The 19,674-nt window shown below is 49.8% G+C and carries 18 protein-coding genes; all 18 read right to left on the bottom strand.

All coding sequences use genetic code 11. The features are described from left to right. Positions 1-2 precede the first annotated feature (2 nt). Positions 3-590, bottom strand: coding sequence for a nucleotide exchange factor GrpE (gene grpE, locus EKM96_RS03870; RefSeq protein WP_125639986.1), 588 nt, complete (start codon positions 588-590; stop codon positions 3-5). Between the two features lie 20 nt (positions 591-610). Then, entirely contained in the window at positions 611-1,648 is a 1,038-nt protein-coding gene (gene hrcA, locus EKM96_RS03865) for a heat-inducible transcriptional repressor HrcA (RefSeq protein ID WP_125639983.1), read from the bottom strand. A 176-nt stretch (positions 1,649-1,824) separates the two neighbouring features. Further along, the gene (gene ribF, locus EKM96_RS03860) at positions 1,825-2,775 is read right to left on the bottom strand and encodes a riboflavin biosynthesis protein RibF (RefSeq protein WP_125639980.1); all 951 of its coding nucleotides are present in this window, start codon (positions 2,773-2,775) and stop codon (positions 1,825-1,827) included. 18 nt (positions 2,776-2,793) lie between these two features. Further along, the gene (truB, locus tag EKM96_RS03855; RefSeq protein WP_125639977.1) at positions 2,794-3,702 is read right to left on the bottom strand and encodes a tRNA pseudouridine(55) synthase TruB; all 909 of its coding nucleotides are present in this window, start codon (positions 3,700-3,702) and stop codon (positions 2,794-2,796) included. 96 nt (positions 3,703-3,798) lie between these two features. Next, entirely contained in the window at positions 3,799-4,149 is a 351-nt protein-coding gene (gene rbfA / locus EKM96_RS03850; protein WP_125639974.1) for a 30S ribosome-binding factor RbfA, read from the bottom strand. A 20-nt stretch (positions 4,150-4,169) separates the two neighbouring features. After that, positions 4,170-6,572, bottom strand: coding sequence for a translation initiation factor IF-2 (gene infB, locus EKM96_RS03845; protein WP_125639971.1), 2,403 nt, complete (start codon positions 6,570-6,572; stop codon positions 4,170-4,172). A 47-nt stretch (positions 6,573-6,619) separates the two neighbouring features. Beyond that, entirely contained in the window at positions 6,620-6,925 is a 306-nt protein-coding gene (locus EKM96_RS03840) for a L7Ae/L30e/S12e/Gadd45 family ribosomal protein (protein WP_061775968.1), read from the bottom strand. Then, the gene (rnpM, locus tag EKM96_RS03835) at positions 6,918-7,214 is read right to left on the bottom strand and encodes an RNase P modulator RnpM (RefSeq protein WP_125639968.1); all 297 of its coding nucleotides are present in this window, start codon (positions 7,212-7,214) and stop codon (positions 6,918-6,920) included. The genes EKM96_RS03840 and rnpM overlap by 8 nt, the downstream gene beginning before the upstream one ends. Before the next feature lie 25 nt (positions 7,215-7,239). Further along, the gene (nusA, locus tag EKM96_RS03830) at positions 7,240-8,451 is read right to left on the bottom strand and encodes a transcription termination factor NusA (protein WP_125639965.1); all 1,212 of its coding nucleotides are present in this window, start codon (positions 8,449-8,451) and stop codon (positions 7,240-7,242) included. A 23-nt stretch (positions 8,452-8,474) separates the two neighbouring features. Next, positions 8,475-8,948: a ribosome maturation factor RimP gene (gene rimP / locus EKM96_RS03825; protein WP_125639963.1), complete on the bottom strand. Its 474-nt coding sequence runs from the start codon at positions 8,946-8,948 to the stop codon at positions 8,475-8,477. 127 nt (positions 8,949-9,075) lie between these two features. Then, positions 9,076-9,351, bottom strand: coding sequence for a hypothetical protein (locus EKM96_RS03820; RefSeq protein ID WP_125639960.1), 276 nt, complete (start codon positions 9,349-9,351; stop codon positions 9,076-9,078). A gap of 103 nt (positions 9,352-9,454) precedes the next feature. After that, positions 9,455-13,789: a PolC-type DNA polymerase III gene (locus EKM96_RS03815; RefSeq protein WP_125639957.1), complete on the bottom strand. Its 4,335-nt coding sequence runs from the start codon at positions 13,787-13,789 to the stop codon at positions 9,455-9,457. A gap of 61 nt (positions 13,790-13,850) precedes the next feature. Then, the gene (locus EKM96_RS03810; protein ID WP_125639954.1) at positions 13,851-15,560 is read right to left on the bottom strand and encodes a proline--tRNA ligase; all 1,710 of its coding nucleotides are present in this window, start codon (positions 15,558-15,560) and stop codon (positions 13,851-13,853) included. A gap of 34 nt (positions 15,561-15,594) precedes the next feature. Next, positions 15,595-16,872 carry an RIP metalloprotease RseP gene (rseP, locus tag EKM96_RS03805; RefSeq protein WP_125639951.1) on the bottom strand — a complete coding sequence of 426 codons (1,278 nt, stop codon included), beginning with the start codon at positions 16,870-16,872 and terminating at the stop codon, positions 15,595-15,597. 103 nt (positions 16,873-16,975) lie between these two features. Next, positions 16,976-17,764 (bottom strand): phosphatidate cytidylyltransferase, encoded by a 789-nt coding sequence (locus EKM96_RS03800; RefSeq protein WP_125639948.1) that lies wholly within the window; start codon positions 17,762-17,764, stop codon positions 16,976-16,978. Positions 17,765-17,789: 25 nt separating this feature from the next. Continuing rightward, positions 17,790-18,575: an isoprenyl transferase gene (locus EKM96_RS03795; RefSeq protein WP_225417584.1), complete on the bottom strand. Its 786-nt coding sequence runs from the start codon at positions 18,573-18,575 to the stop codon at positions 17,790-17,792. A gap of 93 nt (positions 18,576-18,668) precedes the next feature. Next, complete coding sequence (locus EKM96_RS03790) at positions 18,669-19,085, bottom strand: hypothetical protein (protein WP_125639942.1); 417 nt, start codon at positions 19,083-19,085, stop codon at positions 18,669-18,671. Positions 19,086-19,116: 31 nt separating this feature from the next. Then, entirely contained in the window at positions 19,117-19,674 is a 558-nt protein-coding gene (frr, locus tag EKM96_RS03785; protein ID WP_125639939.1) for a ribosome recycling factor, read from the bottom strand.

Genomic DNA, 19,674 nt, shown 5'->3' with positions numbered 1-19,674 from the left:
AATTATTGAGCAACGATGACCATTGCTGGCCGTAAAACTCGGTCCTTCAGCAGGTAACCCTTCTGTAAAACCTTGACCACGGTATCCGCTTCCTGACCGTCTTCGGCAGGAACGGATTGGACCGCTTGGTGTTGCGTCGGGTCAAACTTTTGGCCCTCGGCAATAATCTCGGTCACATGGTTACGCTTCAAGGCATCTTCCAGATGATCATAGGTCATCTGAACACCCTTCTTCAGTTGAGTTCCCGCTTCATCAGCAGCCTCAACGTCTAGCGCCCGTTCCAAGTTATCAATGACAGGGAGCACATCCTTTGCCAATTGTTGACCATCATACTTAATCAGCGTGGCCTGTTCCTTTTGAAAACGCGTTTGCATGTTTTGTACTTCGGCTTCCGCCCGCAAATACTTGTCTTCAAAGTCATCGGCCCGCTTCTTGAGTGCGGTCGCTTCCTCAGCGGTCATTTCGACTGCCTTGGCCTTAGCTTGATCCGTGGACGCGTCCTTTACATCAGCCTTGGCTGAGGACGTTTTGGTTGCAGCGGCCTTAGCCGCGGTTTGATCATCGGTGGTTGCTTGATGCTTATCAGCCACGATAAAAACCCTCCCTTTCTTTACTCGTCATAGTTTCGATAGTAATCTAATAATTTTTTGGCGAGCTCTTCACGAAACGCACCAACAATTCCTAACATTCGTGAATATGGCATCCGCGTCGGTCCCAGGATGGCAATCATGCCGCGACCGTGCTGGTTCACGTCGTAGGTCGCCGTAATCAGGCTGAAATTCTGTAAGGCATCGTTCGTCATTTCATTCCCGATTTGCACGGAAATGTTATCACTCGGTGGCCCCAGAACATTCGCAATATCATCGGTCTTATCGATCAATGAGTACAACGACTTCAACGAATCCACATCACTATCCTGAGAAAAGTTCAGGAGATTTAGTCGGCCACCAACGTAGAAGCGCTCTTGCGCAGCCCGCGTTAAGACGTCGCCAAAGATATCCAAGAACCCCGTAGGACTCTGTAAATAATTGGCGATTTTTAGCGGAATATCCGTCTGCAATTTCTGCAAGACATCCGGCAGCGTGAGCCCCACCAACTGGTCATTGATGAGCCGTACGACCGCCTCCAGCTGATCACCTGAGACCGCCTCGGAAACATCAAACGTTTGGTTTTCCACATCGCCGCTATCCGTCACTAGGATGGCCATGACCTGGCGCTTACCCAATGGCACTAACCGGAACCCACTCAGACGACTGTCCTTCAGTTCTGGCTTCAAGGTAAAGGCGGTGTAACTCGTGAGATTAGAGAGGATGGTTGCCGATTGCGAAATAATCTCGTCAATCTTATGAAAATCCCCACCTAACGACGTTTGAATCACATCAATATCATTTGGTTGCAATGGATCTGGCTTGACCAAATGGTCGACGTAGTACCGATACCCTTCAACGGAAGGAATCCGCCCCGATGAGGAGTGGGTCTTCTTAATCAAGCCCTGTTCCTCAAGTGCGGCCATCTCATTACGAATTGTTGCTGAGCTTACATGAATGGGCAACTGCTTCGCAAGGGCCTTCGACCCCACCGGCACACCGGTGTTGGTGAAGTCGCGGACCACAGCTCGCAGAATCATCATTTGTCTTTCTGAAAGCATCACAATCACCCCTTTTTTAGCACTCAAACAAACCAAGTGCTAAGACACATATATAATGTAGCAAAACCGCGATTTTATGTCAAGAAATCCGGTAGAATTTTTAGCAATCTCGCCTATTAAGTGCTAAAAACGGTTCAGACCGACTAGTCTGAACCGTTTTCACCATTATTTCACTTTTAATCTGCCGCTAATTGTTTGAAGTAAGCCCGGGTGGCAACCTCATCCTGTTGAAGCTGAGCAACTAAGGGCTCAACCCCGGCAAACTTCACTTCGCCTCGCAACCGGTGATGCCATTCCACCGTCACGGACTCCCCATACAAGTTGCCCTGGAAGTCCAACAGGTTGATTTCAATCGTTATGGGCCGATGATCCCCGAAGGTGACGTTCCGGCCCACAGAGACCATCCCAGGGTACCAGATGGCCCCAACCTTCAACCGGGCCGTATAGATCCCAATCCCTGGTACCCATTCGTCATCCGGTGTCAGGACGTTAGCTGTGGGAAAACCCAGCTCCCGACCACGTGCCTCGCCATGAACCACGAGTCCGGTCGATCGGTACTGATAGCCCAGGAGTTGATTGACCTCGTCAATCTGACCGGCCACCATGGCCTGGCGAATCCGGGTCGAGGAAACCTTTTGGTCAGTCTCTTCGACTGGAGCGACCGTCTCCACATCGAACCTGCCCTGGGCATATTCGGGTAGCCGACTCATCGTGGCCACATCCTTCTTCCCATAGGTATGATCGAAGCCAGCCACCGCCGTGACGGTATGAAATTTAACCAGATAATCGTCGACGAACTGTTGTGGACTCTGGGCAGAGAACGCCCCCGTATAGCTCACCAGAAATACCCGGTCAACCCCAGAGCGGGCCAGCAACTGTAACTTTCGCTGTGTGGTACTGAGATACTTCTGGTCGTCCAAGGTTAAGGGGCGATAGACGATGGCCGGATGATGGTCATACGTCAAAACGGCCAGCTTAACCCCTTTGGCTTGCGCAATATCCCTAGCCCGCTGAATCACAGCCTGATGGCCGCGATGGACACCATCAAAGAAGCCCATGGCCAATACAACCGGATCCGCGGGAATTTGTCGTTGGTCCAATGGATGATGTATGCGAATAACTTCCATAACCGACTCCCTTTCTAATTACTTCGTGCTAAACATTTTTAAGGGCTTATAAGCCTGTTTTTCTTCATGCCACTCATAAAGACACTTGATCTGATCTTCAAACCGCAGTGCCACGATCGGCTCGGAACTAGCCACCTCATCGCGAGACAACCAAACCCCGTTTTGAACCAGGTGCCAGACCTTCTCCGGCAGATCAACTTGAGGATAATCCTTCAAGGCATAGTCCAAGGGCCGCAAGATACTGGCTAAATCTTCGTTCTCCATGGCAGCCGCCACTTGCTCCAGTGTAACCGTCTGGTCCAGGCTAAACCCACCGCTGGACAGGCGGGTTAACGATGACATCACCGCGGGAACCCCCAATTGGCGACCAAGATCAACCGCCAGTGTCCGGACATAGGTTCCCTTGGAACAGGCAATCTCAAATGCCACGGTCTGAGTCCCCGCTTCAACATCAAATTCACCGTCATCGGCCAGATCAAAGCGATCAACGGTAATGGTTCTCGTTGGCCGCTCAACCGTTTCACCGGCACGGGCATATTCATAAAGCCGGCGTCCATGCACCTTAACCGCGGAGAACATGGGTGGTGTCTGTTGAATCGTTCCGGTTAATTTCGCCGCCGCAGCCTCTAAGTCAGCCAACGAGAATGGGTTAGCCAACGGTTGCGTCTCAATCACTTCGCCATCGAGATCCTCGGTGGTTGTGGCCAAGCCTAGCCGGACCGTACCCTTATACACCTTGCCCGATGCCATTAAGTATGGCACAACCTTGGTAGCTGCGCCAATACAGATGGGTAACACCCCATCCACACTGGGATCAAGGGTCCCACTATGGCCAACCTTCTTCGTGTGCAGAATGTGACGAAGCTTCGCCACGCAATCGTGGCTGGTGAATCCCCGTTCCTTATACAACGGAATAATTCCATTCATGTTGCGTCCTCCGTTTCTAGCCGTTACCTTGCCGCCAATAAAAAGACGCTGATCCCCTCGGACCAGCGTCTTTTCTGTGTCATTATCTGGTTAGCATTATTCTTGATGATGGAGATCGTTGAGTAACTCATCGATCCGGCTACCATAACGAACCGATTGATCTTGTTCAAACGTTAATTCTGGCGTCTTATAGATACTAAGCCGAGAACCCAATTCGGACCGAATCAATCCAGTCGCCTTTTTAAGGCCCGCAGCGGTCTTTTCGACAGATGACGCCTTGTCGGAAAGAATACTGTAGTAAACCTTAGCTTCCTGCAAATCACCAGTGACTTCTACACCCATAACGGTCACGCCGTCGACCCGTGGGTCCCGAACGCGCTTCAGTAGAATATCCGTTACTTCCCGTTGGATTTCTTGTTCCAACCGGCCAACTCGATATTGTGCCATTTACGATTGCCTCCGATTATTTATTTAACAGGAACTTCCTTCATAACGTAAGCTTCGATGACGTCATCAACCTTGACATCGTTGTAATTCTCGATGGTCAAACCTAATTCGAAACCTTGCTTAACTTGCTTAACATCATCCTTGAACCGCTTCAAACTACCAAGCTTACCTTCGTAGATGACCACGCCGTCACGAATTAACCGAACATCACTTTCGGAGGTCACGTAACCACTGGTTACCATCCCACCAACAATGGTGCCGACCTTCGATGCATGGAAGATATCTCGAACCTCAATTTGGCCGATGATTTCTTCTTCATAGGTTGGTTCCAGCATCCCCTTCATGGCCGTTTCGATTTCATCAATGGCATTGTAAATGACATTGTGCAAACGAATATCAACCTTGTCGGAATCTGCTTGAGCCCGTGCTTGTGGCGTTGGCCGCACGTTAAACCCAATGATGATGGCGTCTGAAGCTTCGGCCAAGGTCACATCACTTTCGTTAATGGCCCCAACGGCGGAGTGAATGATGTTAACCCGAACACCGGAGACATCAATCTTCTTCAAGCTACCAGCTAAGGCTTCAACTGACCCTTGAACATCGGCCTTGATGATCACGTCAACTTCCTTCATTTCGCCTTCCTTAAGGGAGTCGAAGAGGTTGTCTAACGTGACATGGCTGGTGTTGTTCCGTTCCTTGACCAAGGCTTCCTTGGCCCGTTCTTCACCAGCAGCCCGTGCCGTCTTTTCATCATCGAAGACCACGAAACGATCCCCGGCTTCTGGCACGTCACTTAAACCGGTAATTTCGACAGGAGTCGATGGACCCGCCGTCTTAATCCGCCGACCACGTTCGTTAACCATCGTCCGAACCTTACCGAAGGTGTTCCCAACCACGATTGGGTCCCCAACTTTAAGCGTCCCTTGTTGGACTAACAACGTGGCTACGGAACCCTTACCTTGGTCCAAACGCGCTTCGATGACAGACCCAACCCCGTTTTGACGTGGGTTAGCCTTCAATTCAAGCACTTCGGATTGTAAGAGAATCATATCCAGTAATTCATCGATGTTCTTACCAAACTTCGCAGAGATTTCAACGAAGATGGTATCGCCACCCCAGTCTTCAGGAATTAATTCATATTCCGTCAACTGTTCCATGACGTGGTTAGGGTTAGCACCTGGCTTATCGATCTTGTTGACAGCAACGATAATCGGTGTCCCAGCGGCCTTCGCATGGTGAATGGCTTCGATAGTTTGTGGCATGACACCATCATCAGCAGCCACAACCAGCACCGTAATGTCGGTAATTTCGGCCCCACGAGCACGCATTTCAGTAAAGGCAGCATGTCCTGGCGTATCCAAAAATGTAATCTGCTTGTCATTGTAGTGGACTTGGTAAGCCCCAATGGCTTGCGTGATCCCACCGGCTTCACCCTCGGTAATGTGAGAATGACGTAAGTGGTCAAGTAAGGTCGTCTTACCATGGTCAACGTGTCCCATGATGGTGACGACAGGTGCCCGGGTTTCCAGGTAATCCGTGTTAGCCATTTCGGCATCGAAGAACTTATCGATATCGGTTACATCGACTTCGACCTTTTCTTCAGCTTGAATGCCGTAGTCATCGGCCAAAATTTCAATCGTATCCTTATCCAGGGATTGGTTTTGGTTGACCATAACACCCAACATGAAGAGCTTCTTGACGATTTCAGCTGATGAACGGTGCAAGATTTTTGCCAAGTCCTGCGCATTCATCCCATCCGTAAAGACTAAGGTTTCTGGTAAAGCCTTGTTCTTCCGTTCTGGGGCGCCCTTGTGCTGGTTCGTGTCTTTAATCCGTTGGTTCTTCTTGTAACGGTTGTTATTGTTAGTGTTGCGACGACGGTTGTTCCGGTTATTTCGGTTGTTACGGCCGCCACGACTGTTGCCGCCGCCATTGCCGCCACGCCGGTTACTGCTGCTATTATTAGTATTATTATTCAAACTTCCACCAAATCTGCCGGTGCCGGAGTTTCGTGAATCACTGTGATTACTGCCGGCCTGGCTGTTATTTTTGTTACTCGTCTGCTGGCTCTGTTGGCCATGAGACGCTTGCTGGTTCTGGGAACGGGCATGCGTGTTAGTAGCATTTCGATTATCCCGTGATTGCCCATTGGACTGAGCAGGTTTAGCCGCAGGCTTACTGTGGCCTTGAGTCGTTGATTGACTTGGCTTAGCCGCCTGCGTTGGCTTGGCTGCTGGTTTAGCAACTGGCTTCGTGGCTTGACCCTTTGTTTGAAAGGCAGCCCGCAATTGACGTTCTTCGTTCTCGCCGAGCGTAGACATATGGTTTTTCACTGGAAAGCCCTTTTCTTCGGCCTTCGCAATGATCTGTTTACTGGAGACATTAATTTCTTTTGCGAGTTCATAAATTCGCTTTTTCCCCATATCTTCACTCTCCTTAATATTCTATCGATCGCGAGAACGTCAAGCGGCTACGCTGACAACAACTGGTGTAACTTCCGGACGAAACCCGGATCGGTAATGGCTATAACCGTGCGTGCCGCCCCAATGGCAGTACTCAACTGGTCTTTAGTAAATGTTTCTATTAATTCGACCTGATAACTGGTCGTTTTATCACGAAATTGTTTTTGGCTACTCTTACCGGCATCGTTTGCCAATAAGACCATCTTGGCAGAGCCATCGCGTACGGCAGCTAAGACGAATGATTCACCCGTCACTAGCTTACCGGCCCGACGAACCAAACCCAAGAGCTGCAAAGCCTTATCGGAGTTAGTCATTATCGAATAATTCCTTACGAGCCTGCTGGTGGTCAACGTATGCGATCAGGTCATCATAGAACTGGTCATCAATCTTGACGCCAAAGACGCGGTCAAAAGTCTTTTCATGCTTGGCCTTTTCGGCAACCTTCACGTCAAGCGAGATGTATGCGCCTCGACCTGATTGCTTGCCGGTAGGGTCGATGCTGACCTCTTGATCCTGGTTCCGCACAACGCGGACCAGTTGCTTCTTAGGTGCCATTTCCCCGGTCACGATATCTTTCCGCAGGGGAACCTTTCGCTGTTTCATGGACCCGAACCTCCTTTAATTCTGGTTAGTCGGTCGCTTGTTCATCGTCAGCTGGTGCGGCTGATTCGGCAACGTCATCGGCTGCCGGCGTGTCGTCAACAGTTGAAGCTGCGTCGTCATCAGTTGCTGACGTGTCACTGGCACTGGCATCTTCTGCCGGTGCGGTAGCGTCATCCGCGCCCTCATCAGCCTCCATTATAGCAGAAGCTTCAGATTCTGATTTAATATCAATCTTGTAACCCGTCAACTTTGCCGCCAAACGAGCATTTTGGCCCCGCTTACCAATGGCCAAGGACAATTGATAATCTGGCACGATGACTTCGCAAGCCCGTTCGTTGTTAGGATCAAAGATAACATCAAGGACTTCGGCCGGGTTCAAGGCATTAGCAATGAACTTAGCCTCATCATCGGTCCATTCAACGATATCCATGTTTTCACCGCCAAGTTCGTTAACGATGGTTTGGACCCGTTGCCCACGAGGACCAACGCTGGTCCCGACTGGATCGATGTCAGGGTTGTTCGAACGAACGGCAACCTTTGCCCGGTCACCGGCCTCACGAGCAATGGCCATGATTTCAACGGTCCCGTCATAAATTTCAGGAACTTCTTGTTCGAAGAGCCGCTTCAACAGGTCCGCATGTGTCCGGCTAACGAAGACCTGAGGACCCTTCGTGGCGTTTTCAACCCGCGTCACATAGACCTTAATCCGGTCATGAATCCGGTAGGTTTCATTTGGCATTTGGTCCTGACGACCCATGACCGCTTCCACCTTGCCCAAGCTCACGTAAACAAATCGAGAGTCTTGACGCTCAACTTCACCCGTCACGATTTCATTTTCGTATTGGCTGTATTGGTTAAAGATGATGTTACGTTCGGCCTCACGAACCCGTTGCAAGATGACTTGCTTGGCCGTTTGGGCAGCAATCCGACCAAAGTTTTTAGGCGTGACTTCGAACTTGATGTCGTCGCCCAACTCGTAACCCTTGTTGATCGTCAGCGCTTCGTCCAAACCAACTTCCAGGCGGGAATCGTAGACTTGGTCCACGACCTTCTTCACGGCAAAGACGTGGATGTCACCCTTCTTTGGATCGAATTGAACTTCAACGTTTTGGGCCTGGTCGTAGTTCCGCTTGTAGGCAGAAACCAAGGCTGCTTCCAAGGCGTCGATAACGACTTCCTTGTCAATCCCTTTTTCAGTTTCGAGCACGTCTAAGGCGCCCAATAATTCTTTACTCATTGTCTGTTTCGCTCCTTATTTAGTTAGAACTTGATCGCTAACCGGGCTTGGGCAACTGCGTCCCGTGGAATCTGCAAGGTCTTAATCCGTCCCTTTAAGTTGACTTCAAGATCCATGCTGTCCGCCGTTAAGTTTAACAACGTTCCTTCATAGACCTTACTTTGACCAATCTTTTGATAGAGCGAGACGTGAATATAATCACCGACTGCTTTTTCAAAATCCGCGGGCTTCTTCAGTGGCCGTTCGGCACCTGGAGAGGACACTTCTAGAAAATAGGCCTGAGGAATTGGATCGGGATCCAAGGCATCCATTTTTTCTGACATTTCATCACTGACCATGGCACACTCTTCGATGTTAATTCCACCGGGTTTATCAATGTATAGCCGTAAATACCAGCTCTTACCTTCTTTGACAAATTCGACATCCACCAATTCAAACTGATGTTGCGTCACAATGGGTTTGGCCAAAGCCGTCACCGTCTCGACGACACTACTCAAAGATTTCCGCCTCCTACATTTATCCATTAAAAAGAGTGAGCAGAGACTGCTCACTCATTTAAAAAACGAGTTTAACTACAACTTTTACTTTACTACATCTAGCCTGTGATTGCAACTATTACGGGGGTTAGCGCTCGATTGTGACGAGCAAAATCAAGAAGCCAGCCACCGTCACTAATTCGAAAATCAAAAAGTTTAATCGTGTTAAGTCCATATTTCGTAAACTCACCGACTTGATCGCGGTTAACACGGCCGCCACCAAGAAATACCCGATTACGACGATTAAGAACGGAACCGCCGTAACTGTTGCTAACAAACCAAATACAAGATAACCGAGCCCAATCAAACAGTAACCTGCCAAGAATAACCAACCATCTGGTAACCTCGCAAATCGCTGCAGCATGATGAACACCTACTTTCAGTCGAGTTGTTAATGGTCTTATTAGTCCTTACCATATTATAACATGAATTCGGCTGAATGTAAGCGTTACCACACCGATTGTTCTCTACATTAAATCATCGAACAAACTCAATTGGTTCTCATCTGGTAGCCCCTCTAGAACACCATTTTCCGTCATGAAATCAATCAACGTCTTGGAGACCTTTCCCCGTTTGGCAAGGTCTTCCTTCGACAGGAATGGTCGGTCGTTACGAGCCGCCACGATCTGCTTGGCCACGTTTAATCCAAGGCCAGGTGCAGATTGGAATGGGGCAATTAGGGTATCCCCATCGATAATCCAATCGGCGGCATCGGACTTGTTCAGATCAATCATCTTGAACTTGAAGCCCCGTTCCAACATTTCATTGGCCAACTCAAGGACCGTCAACAGGTTCTTGTCCTTAGCCGAGGCGTCCATCCCCTGATCATTGATCGCCTTCATGGCTGCCTTAACGGCGGGCTTGCCTTGTGACATGGCAACCACGTCGAAGTCATCGGCCCGCACGGAGAAGTAGGCCGCGTAGTAGATGATTGGGAAGTATACCTTAAAGTAAGCCACCCTTAACGCCATCAACACGTAGGCTGCGGCATGGGCCCGTGGGAACATGTACTTAATTTTCAAGCAGGAGTCGATGTACCAATCGGGACAATCGGTCTCCTTCATTTTCTCTTGCCATTCATCGGGAATTCCTCGGCCCTTCCGCACGTGTTCCATGACTTGGAACGACGTTTCGGAATCCAGGCCGAAGTTAATCAAGTCGGTCATGATGTTATCCCGACACCCAATAACGTTGGCAATCGTTGCGGTCCCATTCTTGATCAGCTCTTCGGCATTCCCCAACCACACATCGGTCCCATGAGAAAGACCAGAAATTTGCAGCAATTGTGAGTAATTTTGCGGATGCGTCTCCTCCAGCATCCCCCGGACAAATCGCGTCCCAAACTCAGGCACACCCAGTGTCCCAGTCTTCGACTGAATTTGCTCCGGCGTAACGCCTAGAGAATCTGTCCCGGAGAACAACGCCATGACACCCGGATCATCCATCGGAATCGTCTGCGGATCGACCCCAGACAAGTCTTGGAGTGTCCGAATCATCGTGGGATCATCATGCCCCAGGATATCAATTTTCAAAATATTATCATGGATCGAATGGAAATCGAAGTGGGTCGTTTGCCAGGCGGCCATCTGGTCGTCGGCTGGATATTGGATTGGCGTGAAATCATAGATGTCCATGTAGTCCGGCACAACAATAATCCCCGCGGGATGTTGACCGGTGTTCCGCTTAACCCCGGTGACCCCTTTGGCCAATCGATCGACCTCGGCCCCACGCAGGGTCTGCTCGGTGTCTCGTTCATAGGCCTTTACGTAACCATACCCGGTCTTATCGGCAACCGTCCCGATCGTCCCAGCCCGGTACACATTCTTCTCACCGAACAACACCTTGGTGTAGTTATGGGCAATGGGTTGGTAGTCACCGGAGAAGTTCAGGTCAATATCGGGCACCTTGTTTCCCTTGAAACCTAAGAAGGTTTCGAACGGAATGTTATGGCCGTCACCGATCATTAAGGTGCCACAGTTTGGACAATTCTTTTCGGGCAAATCATAACCCGAGCTGTATTCACCCTTGGTATAGAAGTGTGAATACTGACAATTCGGGCAACGATAGTGTGGTGGCAAGGGATTAACTTCCGTAATGCCCGTAAACGTGGCCACGACACTGGAGCCAACGGACCCCCGTGACCCAACCAAGTAACCATCCTTGTTGGACTTGGCTACCAGCCGTTGCGCAATCAGGTAAATCACGGAGAACCCGTTCCCAATGATCGACTTCAATTCCCGGTCAACTCGGTGCTGAACCAGCTCTGGTAACGGATTACCATACCAGGCATGCGCTGTATCCATGGTTCGTTGCCGAATTTCGTCCTCGGCACCATCCATTCGTGGTGTATAAAGCTTATCCTTCAAGGGATGGACATCGTCCATGTCATTGGCAATCTTCTGGGTATTGGTCACCACGATTTCCTTGGCGGTCTCCTCACCCAGATAGGCAAAGTCATCCAGCATCTCGTTGGTGGTCATGAAGTATGATTCCGGTAATTCTTGCCGATTGAGCGGGTTGGCACCCCCCTGAGAATGAATCAAAATTTTTCGATAAATGTAATCCTCTGGATTCAGGTAATGGACATCCCCGGTTGCCACAACCGGTTTATTGAGATCATGACCCAGTTGAACCATGTTCTTAACGATTTCCTCCAGATTAGCTTCGTCCGCGATCAGTCCCGAATCAATCAGCGGCTGGTAGGCGGCCTTCGGTTGCACCTCGAGGTAATCATAGTATTTGGCCTTATCGGCAGCCTCAACCTGCCCTTTTTGCATCATCGCGGTGAAGACCTCGCCGGACGAACAGGCCGAACCAACGATAATTCCCTCACGGTAATGGTCAAGGACACTGCGTGGCACCCGTGGCACTCGGTAGAAGTAATCCACATTCGAAGCCGAGACCAGCTTGAACATATTCTTCAAGCCTTCCTGCGTCTTGGCAATCAAAATGGCATGGCTAGGACGCGCGTGCTTATAGGCATCGTTATCCGTCATGTGGTCGTTCAGTTGGTCATGGTACTGGATGTTGTAGCGCTTCTCGGCGTCCTTTAGGAATAAGTAATTTAAATGACCGGTTGATTCCGCATCGTAGACCGCCCGGTGATGATGTTCCAGGCTGACGTGGAATCGTTTGGCCAAGGTGTTCAGTCGATAGCTCTTCAACGTTGGGTAAAGGAATCGTGCCAGCGTCAACGTATCGATGATGGGATTAGGAATTTCCGGCATGCCATGACGCTGATAACCGGTATTCATGAACCCCATATCAAAGGTCACGTTATGCCCAACGATAATGGCATCCCCACAGAATTCACGGAAGGCCTTGAAGACCTCCTCCTCGGACTTGGAACCGGCCACCATATCATCGGTAATGCTGGTCAGGTTCGTGGTCTGTTCCGACAGTGGAAAGCCCGGATCAATGAATTCTTCGAATTGATCAATCACGTTCTGATGCTGCATCTTAACCGCAGAGAGTTCAATGACCTTGTCATAGATGGCCGACAGACCGGTCGTTTCAGTATCAAAGACCACATAGGTCGCGCCATCAAGGGCCTCATGGGCACTGTTGTACCCGATCGGCACCCCGTCGTCCACCAGATTAGCCTCAACACCATACAACATCTTGATGCCAGCCTTAGCCGCCGTATTAAAGGCGCCTGGGAATCCTTGAACGTCGGCGTGGTCGGTAATGGCGATGGCGGGCATCCCCCACTTGCTAGCCTGAGAAACGTAGTCCCCAATCGGATTGGTCGCGTCCATTTGGCTCATGGTGGTGTGGAGATGCAGCTCTACTCGCTTTTCGCCCTCTGGCGCCGTATCCTGACGGCTGGCATGCTTCACTTCATTGATATCATAGGCATTTAGCGCCAGGTCACGCATGAAACTATCCTCTTGGACACTCCCACGGACCTTAACCCAACTACCCTCATTAACACCGGCAAATTGGGCCTCATCCTCGGCACCCCGGGAAAACTTTTTCACCACAATTGATGAGGTATAATCGGTAATCTTAATCGTCAGCAATTGCCGGCCAGACCGCAACTTACGAACTTCCTTATCGAAGACATAGCCTTCAACAATGACGGAACGTTCTTCTTGGGTGATATCGACCATCCGGGTCAACGGCTGATCGCCCTTGATGGTCTTCCCAATTTGGGTTGGTCCGCTGGCGGCTACCGGCTGATCGCTTTGCCGTTGCTTATTAGCCTTTTCAATGGCCGCGGCCGCCTGTTGGGCCAACTGTGCATCGGTCTTTTCTTGCCGCGCGCGGAATTCCTCAATCTTTGCTTGTGACTTGGTTTCGTCAACCATCACTTGAATATTGAATTTAGGGAATCCGGCCGCCCGATAGCTGGCTTCAATGGGACCCAATGCCTGATTACTCAAAAATTCCTTGACGACCTCATTTTGGGCGTATAACAGGACCCGGCCGTCATCGTCTAATTGGGGAACCTGTGACTGGCAGAGCTCTTGAACCAGGCTCCCAGTCAACCCACTGTTTTTAACAATCCATTCCCAGTAATCGCCCAGGAGGCGGTTGGTCATTTCTGGTTTGTCGACCAACCAGGTGGCCTCAACCGTTGCGATATCCTGAAAGGCAACTTGCAGATGTTGCGAGAACTCCGCAAAGGTCACGAACGGCAAGATCTCAGAAGCCTGTAAGTAAAAATGCCAACGGCGAGACTGTTCGTGCACCGTCAGATGGTCGATGGCCGCCGTCTTCAGTACCGCCTGTTCAGGGGTGGGCTGCAAATCTAATTGTTGTAATAGCTTGTCAAATAATGCATGGCGATCTTCGTCCACGAGGAAACTCCTTTCATTTGTCGAAAAAAGACCAGCAAGTCTCGCTGGTCTTTACAGTGAGCTAGTCGATGTCCTTGAATAGGATTTCCACGGTGCTAGCAACTTCGTCTTTAATGACTTCGACTGTTTCACCAGTCTTACGAATCTTAATTTCAACGATACCTTCGCCGGCCTTCTTACCAATGGTAATCCGAACCGGAATCCCCATCAGATCGGAGTCGGCAAACTTAACGCCAGGCCGTTCTTGCCGATCATCGGTCAAGACCCGGTAACCCTTAGCGGTTAATTCGCTTTCGAGTTCGGTGGTTAAGTTGGCTTGGTCTTCCTTCTTCAGGTTAACGGGAACCAAATGAATATCGAATGGCGCAATGTTCCGTGGCCAAACCAGACCATTTTCATCGGCCTGCTGTTCGGCGATAGCGGAGAGTAACCGGCTCACACCGATCCCATAGCTCCCCATGACAACGGACTTTTGCCGGCCATTCTCGTCAAGAACCGTTGCCCCTAAAGCATCGGAGTAGCGTGTTCCTAGCTTGAAGATATGGCCAATCTCAATACCCTTGGTAAACTTCAGGACCCCGGAACCGTCTGGTGACAGGTCACCCGGTTGGACGTCGCGGAAGTCACCGTAGTCGTCGACCCGGAAGTCACGGTCAACGTTGGCATTCAAATAATGATGTTCGTCTTCGTCGGCACCCACGGTAATGTTAACCATGTCGCCAACATATTGGTCGGCCAAGATTTTAACGTCTTCACCAACACCAACGGGACCAAGGGAACCAAAGTTAGCCCCCAAGAATTCTTGGGCCTGGTCGGGTGTGGCTGGGTCTAAGAAGTCGGCACCCAAGAAGTTCTTGAGCTTCGTTTCATTGACTTCGTGATCCCCACGAACCAAGACCATGACCGGCTTTTCATCGGCCACATACAGCATGCTCTTGACCAACGTTGAAGGCTTAACATCCAAGAACTCGGCAACCTCATCGATTGTGTGAGCGCCTGGCGTCGAAATTTTCTTCAGATCTTCCATAGCCGCATGCGACTTCTTGCTGATGAAGAGGCTCTTGGCCATTTCCAAGTTGGCGGCATAGTCGGAAGAATCCGAGTAGACAATGGTGTCTTCACCAACTGGTGCAATGGCGGAGAATTCCTTGGAATCAGAACCGCCCATGGCGCCCCCATCACCAACAATGGCCCGATAATTCAAGCCAACTCGATCAAAAATATTTTCGTAGGCTTGGGCCATTTGATTGTAAATCCGGTCCAAATCTTCGTCGTTTAACGAGAAGGAATACCCATCCTTCATGATAAATTCACGGCCCCGTAACAAACCATAGCGTGGTCGATCTTCATCCCGATACTTTGGTTGAATTTGGTACATCACCAATGGCAAGCGCTTGTAGGACTTGATGGCGTCTCGTACCAAGATGGTGAAGGTTTCTTCATGGGTTGGTGCCAGGATGAAATCACTGTCGTGCCGGTTCTTAAACTTAAATAAGTTTGGACCGTATGTCTCATACCGGCCGGATTCTTGCCAGAGCGAGGCTGGCAAAACGGCTGGCATTAACATTTCAACGGCGTCGATCTTTTCCATTTCTTCCCGGATAATCTTTTCAATGTTGGTTAACACCCGGTAAGCCAATGGTAAGTAGGCGTACATTCCGGCAGTAATCTGACGGACATAGCCAGCCCGCAGCATCATCTGGTGACTCAAAGCTTCGGCATCATTCGGAACCTCTTTTAAGGTTGGGATGAGCATTTGTGATTGTTTCATAGTCAAATAATCCCTTCTCGTAACAACTTTACTATTAGCGGATAAAGTACCGTTCAATATCGTTCCAGGTTACCAGGAGCATTAACAGCACCAAGAACCCAACCCCCACCAGAGTAATGCCCGCTTCCACATTCTCTGACAACGGTTTGCGACGAATAGCTTCAATAATGTTTAATAATATTTTACCACCATCTAACGCTGGGATCGGAATTAAATTCACGATCGCCAGGTTAATGGATAGGAAAGCCAAGAAGTTCAAGACCCCGACCAACCCAAACTTAGTGGCCTGTGACGTCGTGGCAAAAATGGCCACTGGACCACCCAGGTCATTCAAACTGAAGTGACCGGAGACCATGCGCCAAAGTGCGCCAAACAGGGTCTTAGTCATCGACCACGTCTGGGTAAACCCGGAAGCCAAGATGGCCCCCACGTTTTTATTCTGGGCCTGAGTAATCCCAATCATCCCAACCGTTTTGCCATTAGACTTTTGACCCGTTGGTGTCACCGTTAACTGCTTGGTCTGCTTGCCACGCTGAATGGTTAACTTCGTCGGCTTGTTGGCCCGTGGTTGGATGGCCGTGCTCAAATCCGTCCAGGTCTTGGTGGTCTTTCCTTCAACGGCAATAATCTTGTCATTCGGCCGAACCCCGGCCTTCTTAGCCACAGATACGGGCGTCTTCGAGACCTGAACCTGGTTGGTTCCCATGGCGACCCCGCCCTGAGCCAGCGACATCAGCATGAAGGCCACAATGGCCAAGAAGATGTTGTTCATTGGACCGGCAAAGTTCGTCATTAACCGCCGACCTAAAGAAGCCGACTGGAATTGAACGTCCTTGGGGGCAATCTGAACCTCGGTCCCGTCGCCTTCGATAATTGTGGCGTCGTGATCGACCGAATAACGTTTAACTTCGGACTCGTCCCCATTTTCATAGCCCTCGATCCAGAGTTCATTTTCTAGATCGGTAGCCGTGACTTCAAGGGGAATCCCATTAAATAACGTCGACTTCTTACTCGTGTTAATCCGTTGAACCCGTTCATCTGCCCCAACATACAGGCTGACAGGCGTCCCAGGCTTCAATTCTTCTTCGTCCTCTTCGGCACCGGCCATCCGAACATAGCCCCCGACTGGTAACAATCGTAGGGTATACGTCGTGCCATCCTTGCCTCGATGATAGAACAATTTGGGACCCATCCCAATTGAAAATTCACGGACCAGGATGCCGCCGCGCTTGGCAAAATAAAAGTGGCCAAACTCGTGGACAATAACCAAGATTCCGAAAACAATGATAAAGGTAATAATCGTTGTAATCACAGATGTCGTCCCTTCTTCAGTCTTGCAGTGTGCAACAAATTTGTCTGTTCCTTAGCATACCCTAAGCACCCCGGGCGGCGCAAGCACCACCCCTGCCTAAGGCCTAAATCAAACCGAAGAGGTGAATAACTGGTAAGACTAAGAGGAGACTATCGAATCGGTCCAAGATGCCCCCATGACCGGGAAGGATCTTGCCGGAGTCTTTAACCCCGTAGTACCGTTTGAGGGCCGACTCAACCAGGTCCCCAAATTGACCAACGACGGAAAAACCTAACGTCAGGATAATCATGACAGGCAGGTTAAAGTGACCGATTGGGAAGAAGTACCAGAAGACACTCCCAACAATGGTGGCCACTAATGAGCCCCCAATCGACCCTTCCCAGGTCTTATTCGGACTGATGTGGGGCGCCAGCTTATGCCGCCCAATCTTCCGGCCAATCATGTAGGCCCCGGAATCGGTCGTCCAAACAATGAATAAGGCATACAATAATGCCGTTAAGCCAACCCCACGAGCGGCAATAAAGAAATGGAAACCAATCCCAATGTATAACATGCTTAACGTAATGACACTCGCATCATCAAATGAAAAACGATTTCGTGAAACGACCGTCCGCATTAACAATAACAGGATAAACAGGTACACGATGTACCAGGGATCTAAGAAATGGGGTAAGTGATTCCACCAATTCTGTGGGGCGATCACCACAAGAATCCCAACACCAGAGATAATGGCCTCTGGACTCACTAACAATTTCTTTCGCATGACCAAGATTTCTGACAAGGCCACTAATCCCAAGGCAAAGCCGGCGATATCGATCCAGATGCCACCCGCGATGATGATGGGTATGAAAATAATCAAGGCGATAACCGCCGTAATAACCCGTTGTCTCATTTTAATTGCTCCTCAATTCTCTAAATTAACTTTTTTTCGGGGCCAGGCCGCCAAAGCGACGGTGGCGCTGTTGATACTCGTATATGGCACTCTCTAGCGACGTCTGATCGAAGTCGGGCCAATGTTGTTCAGTAAAGACAAATTCACTGTAGGCCACCTGCCAGAGCATGAAATTCGACAGTCTAAGCTCACCACTGGTCCGGATCAATAAGTCCGGATCTCGCAATTCGTCTAGGTCGGCCGTCATCAGTCGGTCACTGATTAATTCGTCATCAATGTCATCAGGTTCGAGCTCGCCGTTCTTTACCTGTTGCGCCAGTCCATGAACAGCCGTCACGATCTCGGCCCGGCCACCATAGTTTAAGGCAAAGTTTAAGACCATCCCCGTGCAATGCGCGGTATCCGCAATGGCCTGGTGAACGGCCTGCTGCGTTGAGGCTGGCAACTGATCCGTGTACCCCATGACCTTAACGCGAATATTGTTTTTCACTAAGTCCGGCACAAAGGTACTGAAGAAATCGACGGGCAACTTCATCAGGTAATTCACCTCTGCCGTCGGTCGTTTCCAGTTTTCCGTTGAAAAGGCATAGAGGGTTAACACCTTAACCCCCAGATGACTGGCGGCCTTGGCCACCGTTTTAACCGTATTCATCCCTTGCTTATGACCAGCAATGCGGGGCAAATGCCGTTGTTGGGCCCATCGACCATTACCATCCATAATGATTGCAATGTGCGCTGGAATCTTAGACTCGTCTAGCGCCTGCTCGGCGACTTCGCCGGTAACTTGATCTTTATTTAAAAATGAAAACACAGTGCACCTCCATTGGTCGCTACAACCCCTAATCATAACAAAAAAAGAACCGGGAAACTATCCCGGCCCTCAAATTGAGCGAAATCTTTAAGATTACTCGATTAGCCGCCATTCCCCACGCTTGGCATCAACTAAGGTCCCGAAGTAGCTCAACAAGTTGTTGGCGTCATCGGCACTAGCATCACCTAACATGTTCAGACCTTCACCGGTTGGGATTGGGTCGGAAAGATCGGTAATTTCGTTATCGTTTTCAATCGTTGCCTTAGAGAAGGCAATAATCCAGTCATCCCCGATTAATTGGGTAACGACGAAGAATAAGTTAAATTCATCACTAACAAAGGCTGGTTGCGCGTATACGCCATCTTGAATTTCTTCAAGTTCTGCCCCGTTGTAGTTTAAGCTAGAAACGTTTTCCGCATTTACTGGGTTGTTTAAACGGAAGACCATCTTGCCAAATTCCTTGGAACCTGGGGTGATTTCAATGTTATCCTGGTTATTTTCTTCTGCCATTCTAAGCACTCCTCACTTTTTAAATGAAAATTTAGTCGGTCATAACTTCTTTTTCTTTGGCTGCGGCGATCGCATCGACACCCTTAATCGCCTTGTCCGTCACCTTTTGAACCTGGTCCTCCAGGTTGTGAAGGTCGTCATCGGTATAATCCCCGTTCTTGTGGCCCTTCTTGATGCTATCCATGGCATCGCGACGAACGTTACGAACGGCAACCTTACCTTCTTCTGCCTTAGCCTTAACGGTCTTAGCAATTTCCTTACGACGTTCCTCAGTCAATTGAGGAATAACCAAGCGGATGGCGGTCCCATCGTTAGCTGGCGTAATCCCGACATCGGATTCCATGATACCCTTTTCGATATCTTCCAAGGCGGACTTGTCGTATGGCGTTACCATCAAGATCCGTGGTTCTGGAATCGTGATTGAAGCCACTTGGTTCAGTGGTGTCGCGGCGCCATAGTAATCCACCATGACCCGGTTCAAGATGCTAGCGTTGGCCCGACCGGCCCGGATTGTCCCTAATTCGCGGGTCAGGGCATCCTCAGCCTTCTTCATCTTATCTTGAGCATTCGTAATTATCTGATCTGCCAT

Origin of the sequence: Levilactobacillus tangyuanensis, from assembly GCF_003946545.1 — a bacterium.
Taxonomy (GTDB): Bacteria; Bacillota; Bacilli; order Lactobacillales; family Lactobacillaceae; genus Levilactobacillus; species Levilactobacillus tangyuanensis.
Note: the sequence above shows the minus strand (reverse complement) of the source record. Positions and strands in the feature narration are given on the sequence as shown.